Annotated in this window: 4 protein-coding genes; 3 read left to right on the top strand and 1 reads right to left on the bottom strand. The window is 46.8% G+C overall.

Annotated features, from left to right (window positions below; genetic code table 11):
- The 3 genes from RMO35_RS03145 to RMO35_RS03155 all read left to right on the top strand — a co-directional run.
- On the top strand, positions 1–1931 hold a 1931-nt coding region (locus RMO35_RS03145; RefSeq protein ID WP_309738492.1), incomplete at its 5' end, for a polysaccharide biosynthesis tyrosine autokinase.
- Positions 1932–2311: 380 nt separating this feature from the next.
- Positions 2312–4660, top strand: a complete 2349-nt coding sequence (locus tag RMO35_RS03150; protein ID WP_309738497.1) for an ATP-dependent helicase — start codon at positions 2312–2314, stop codon at positions 4658–4660.
- Positions 4661–4671: 11 nt separating this feature from the next.
- Positions 4672–5055: a hypothetical protein gene (locus RMO35_RS03155; RefSeq protein ID WP_309738494.1), complete on the top strand. Its 384-nt coding sequence runs from the start codon at positions 4672–4674 to the stop codon at positions 5053–5055.
- Here RMO35_RS03155 and RMO35_RS03160 read toward each other — a convergent pair.
- The coding region (locus tag RMO35_RS03160; protein WP_309738495.1) for a hypothetical protein at positions 5003–5765 on the bottom strand (763 nt) is incomplete at its 5' end. The two genes, RMO35_RS03155 and RMO35_RS03160, sit on opposite strands and share 53 nt — an antisense overlap.

The raw sequence follows: 5765 nt of genomic DNA on the forward strand, positions 1-5765 counted from the left end.
GACCAGCAGAGCGCAAACGCCTAGAAAAGTTTAGCGATAAGACCGAAAACTTCGTGCAGCAACTCAAGGTGAGCACGATTAAGGGTACGGATCTTCTAGAGGTGAGCTTCCAAGATCCCAGCAAGGAATTGGCAAGAGATGTCGTTGAAAAAATCATGGAAGTTTATATCCGTGACGACCAAAAAAATCAGCGGTTAGAAGCTGAAGCCGCCCGGAAGTTTGTGGCGATGGAACTACCGAAAATTGAAACTGAAGTCAAACGAGCCGAAAACGATCTGCGCTTATTTAAAGAGCAGTTTAACGTTGTCGATCTCCCGACAGAAGCCACCAAATCGGTAGAAACAATCACCACCCTCAACAAAGAGATCACTTCGGCTTCCGCGCTACTAGCGGCTGAAACCTCCAGATTAGAGGGATTGAAGAGTTTATTTGGTGGTAGGGATGCCCAAGCCACCATTCAATCGGGACTGGTGAGCGAATCGCCTGGATTGCAAAAATCGCTCAAAGAGCTGCAAGAAATCGAATCCAAGCTCGCAAGCGAAAAAACCCGCTTTAGCGATAACGATCCGAGCATTCTCAACCTCAAAGAGAAGCGCCAAGCACTAGTCGAAATCCTTCAAAAACGCTTTAAACAGAGTTTAGTTGGGGACAAGCAATTCCAAGGGAAAATCGTCGAACTGCAACCATCGGGGATTCAAAGTAATCTGATTGCCGACTTTGCTAAGAGTGAAGCGCAACGCACTAGCCTTCAAAAGCAGATTGCCGCACTGGTATATGTCGTTGATGCCTACAAACAGCGCATGAACGCGCTACCGAAGTTGGAACAGCAGCAAAACGCGCTCGGACGCAAACTGGAAACCACTCGCACCAACTACAAAACACTCCTGAGCAAGCTGCAAGAAATCGAAATTGCCGAAAACCAAACCCTCGGTAACTCTAGAATTCAGACTCATGCCGACTTACCCCAAGAAGCCCTCTCGCCCAAGAAAGCCCAGAATATCGCCATTGGTGGGTTCTTAGGACTATTCCTCGGCGCGGCGACTGCGTTCCTCCTCGATGGTACCGACAAACGGATTAAAACTTCCGAAGAAGCCAAATCCTTATTACCTGGATACCCGATCTTGGGTCAAATTCCCGTCTTTGAGAAAACGCGCCAATTGCCCAAACTTGGTAAATCTACTGCAAGAACTCCCGGTCAACTAGTCTTAACTGGCATGACTAGTGGCATCGAGGGTGAATCCTTCCGGATGTTACAGACCAACCTCCAATTCTTAAATGCCGATGATAGTCTCAAGGTTGTAGTAGTTTCTAGCTCCCAGTCTGGTGAAGGTAAATCCACCGTCGCTGCTAACCTCGCCCTAGCAGTCGCCGAACTCGGTAAAAAAGTACTGCTAGTCGATGCTGATATGCGGAAACCCGCCCAGCATCTGATTTGGAGACAGAGTAACTACGAGGGACTCAGCAACGTCCTCAGCGGACAATGCGATCGTCAAACTGCTACTAGTGAAATCCAACCCAACCTGTTCCTGATGACGGCTGGTGTCGTACCCCCCAACCCCGTAGTCCTCATCGACTCGGTACAGATGAGTACGTCTATCGCTCAATGGTCGCAGGAATACGATCTCGTCATCATCGACTCACCACCACTGACAGTCGCTGCGGATGCCGCAATCTTGGGTACCCAAGCTGGCGGACTAGTATTCGTCCTGCGTCCGGGTGTTGCTGACAAGGAATCTGTAGACTACGCTCAAGAAATCGTCACTCAGTCCAAACTTAAGGTCTTAGGAATGGTGCTCAACGGTGTCGATCTCGACAAGCAAAGCCGTTACAACCACTATTACTACTCTTCGCAGACAGCTAGAAGTAGTGAAGAAGGGGGTGGCGTCGGTTCTAAATTATTAAGTGGGACTACTCCCAATCGCACTCGTTAATTTGAGCTGCTAAATTAAGTAAATAAAGGGGTGGGAGATCGATCTTCCACCCCTTTATCGATCGCAACCATTAGAGATATGCTGGTTGGGGCTGTTGGGTTTCGCCTTGCTATGTCTTGTCGCACACAACTGGGAGGTTCCCTCCCAGTTGATGCGCCGCTACCCAACCTACAGATCTAAATAACTACAGACCTTTGGGTGGGTGTGTTGGGTTTCATTCTTCAACCCAACCTACAGATCTATTTTTACTCTCGATGCTCATTCTGAGCGCCCTAGCTGGGTGTGTTGGGTTTCATTCTTCAACCCAACCTACAAATTTCGGGAGAACGAATTGCTGTGTCAAAACTGGTTAAGCTTAGGGTGAGGTTATTTGCGTGACTATGCCTACTTTACCTGCGATCGAATCCGACAATCTTACCAGTAATCAGGCTGAAATCATGGCTCGGTGGCGGCAAGGATTGCGCCCAGGACAGCGAACATTGGCAGACTGGCGGGGAGGGTTATTGGCAGTCTCCGCAGTGCCAGGAGCGGGAAAGTCTCACAGTATGGCGGTCGCCGCCGCGATTACGATCGCGACCCAGAAATTACATCAACGCCATCAGTTAGTAATTGTCACCCTGACGCGATCGGCAGCCGCGAATATTAAGGATAAGATTAAAAGTTGTCTCAAAGAACTGGGCTTGCCACCGATCGGGTATAGCGTCAATACCATTCATAGTCTGGCATTGAGTATCGCCACCAAGCATCCCGAACTATCGAAATTAGATTTGACAGATCGGACTTTAGTCATGCCCTCGATCGGTCATAAGCTGATCGATGATACCATCCAAAGCTGGCTGAGTCGATATCCTCAGAGTTACCGCGATCTGTTAGCAGGCGAGAGCTTCGACGGCGAAGAGACCGAGCGATTGCGGCGTCAGTCGGTATTGAAAACCGAAATCTTACCCAGTTTGGCATTTACTACCGTTCGCGAAGCAAAAAGTTCGGGCTTGTCGCCGACGGAACTCTGGGAGATTGCCAAAATATATCCGGATCGCTACGATATCTTGAGTATTGGTGCTGGGCTGTATGAGGCTTATCAGGAGCTGCTGGAGAGCAAAGGGTATTCAGATTACGATGAGATGATTGCGGGAGCCTTGCGAGTGATGCGAGACCCCGCTGCGTGCAGATTGTGGCAGCAACAGGTCTATGCAGTATTTGAAGATGAGGCTCAAGATTCGAGTCCCTTACAAGAGCGGCTATTGCGCCATCTGGCAGGCATTCCCGATCGAGCTGACCTTCCCCCCAATTTAATTCGCGTTGGCGACCCGAATCAAGCGATCAACTCTACCTTTACCCCTGCCGATCCCAGATATTTTCGAGAATTTTGCCAAGAGTGTAGCGATGTTGTCAATCCAGATGCCAGTTCGCGCTTGGAAAAGATGGAACAAGCCGGACGCAGTACCCAGGTAATTATGGATACGGCTAATTTTGTCCTCAATTGGGGTAACAATTATTTGCAACCGCCAGCTAAATCCGAAGACGATGCTGCAAATTTAGCCGATCTCCAGCCGGAGTCAGTCTTTTGGCTCCAAACTATTCGCCCGGTATTATTAGGCGACGCGCAACCAAATCCGATCGCCCAAGATGGCGGCGTTGAATTAAATACTCCCAGTGATGTGTATGAATCCGTCCGCACGATCGAAGGACGATTGACAACTTTATTTAAGGCAAATCCGACAGCAAATGCCGCAATTTTAGTACGGGAAAATCGCCAAGCAAAGTTTATTCTCGATCGATTAGCTGACTGGAAGCGATCGCATCCGGAAATCAAACTTTTTGAAGCCGGGGAAGGCGATCGGACTTCTAAAATTCCGGGAGAAATTCTAATCTTATTTCAGTTTACCATGCGACCGCATTCACCCGATTATCTCAAAGCAGTACTCAAGGTGTTATTAAGTCGTAAACTAATTGAAGCTCAAGATATCGATGCTCTGGCGGTATTTCCCGAACGATTTTTGTATCCCAATATTTTAGAAACTCCGCAAACTGAAATAACCCAAAGAGCGCGAGATATTTGTTGCGAACTGCTGCGATCGCGATTGACATTACCGCACGATCGGCTGATTGGTTATTTGGGCGATCGGTTAAACTATCAAGCGTCAGAACTGGCAACAGCCGATAAATTAGCCGAGCGGATTGCCTTGCAAACATACGGGCGTAGCTCGATTTATGCCACGATCGAAGTACTCCAAGAAATTGTCACTACCGAAGGTTTTGAAAACATCGATGATGGCTCGGAGTCGCGGTATACAGCATCCGGACAAGTGACGATTATTACTATGCACAAAGCGAAGGGATTAGATTGGGATTATGTCTTTATTCCCTTTTTAAGCGATCGCATTCCCGGACAATTATGGACGCCCCAAGGTGCTAAATTTTTAGGTGACTTTACCCTCGCAGAAGTCGCTCGTGCCAAAATTCGCGCTCATTTACATCAGCAGTTATTACCGACACCTAGAGATGCTTGGGAACTAGCTAACTATCTCAAGCAAGGTGAAGATTTGCGGCTATTATATGTGGCAATTACCCGAGCTAAAAAATTATTATGGTTAGCCGCCGAACGCGAAGCCCCATTTCTGTGGAATCGATTTAATTGGCAACAGGGAGATCGACTGCAAGAAAGTAAACCATCGCCATTTTTTATAGCTCTATGCAAACAGTTTCCCAAATTAGTATGTAGGATGTAAGAATACGGATTATGTCCTTCGATCGAGCTGAATTTATTACACTGCTAATCTCGATCGCGATCGAGACATTAATTGTTGGAATTTGGGGTAAACTTCGACAGCTAGATTGGCGACTGCTGGCGCTCGTTGCTGTTGCAAGTACGCTGATTACACATCCAATTTTATGGCAAGTCTTTAATGACTTATTGCCGAAAGTGAATTTAGATCGAGATCTAGAAGATCGCTTCAATTATTTGGCATTACTACTCGAAATTCCAGTAGTATTAGCTGAAGGGATCGTGTATAAATGGGTAATGAAATATTCCTGGCGATCGAGTATGACGATCTCCCTGATGGCTAATCTTACTTCTTATCTAATGGGACTATGGTTGGTATCTCTAGCCTACGATCGGTAGCAATCAATAAAAGTGGAATTTCAATCCAAGCATGAATACTTGCCACAACACCATACCCAGCACGCGTTAGGACAAAGGTATGTTGAAAAGAAATAAATAACAGCATGGAAATACCACCAAGTAACAAGTAAAAATATCTAGTCGGATGCTGAATTGGTGAATTATCGAAGTCGGGTGTCCATCGCGAAAATAAGCCGATGACTACTGCATAGTGCATACATTGAAGAAAAGCCACCGCCGAAAATAACGGATAAGCGAGCGCCGATTGTTGCCAAGATGGAGCGATAAAAGCTCGTAGATAAGTGTCGTTGATTTCCGATGGTAAGTTGACAATCGGTACTAATTGATAAAGGATAATTATTAATGGCAACAATCCAAAAAATACCCCACAAATCCAGATGATTCGGGGCGATTTAAAACCTTGGCGTTCGAGAATAAAACCAACGGGAGTAAGATTGTGAAAAATCGCAAATATGACTAGAGTAGCGATCGGATCGCACACGATGCCAATTGTGAGTAGACAGCCAACGATCGTACCAAGTGCGCCTAGCTTCCAGTCGCGAATCCACAGATAATGAGTCGCGATCGTCACTAATCCTAATCCACATCCAAGTTCGAGTAATTGAGCGATGTTACTAGGGATAAATCCCCATATACTCACGCAGCGAATTGTCGCGATCGCTAATACCAAGGCGATTAACCAAGGGATG

Source organism: Chamaesiphon sp. OTE_20_metabat_361 (assembly GCF_031364565.1).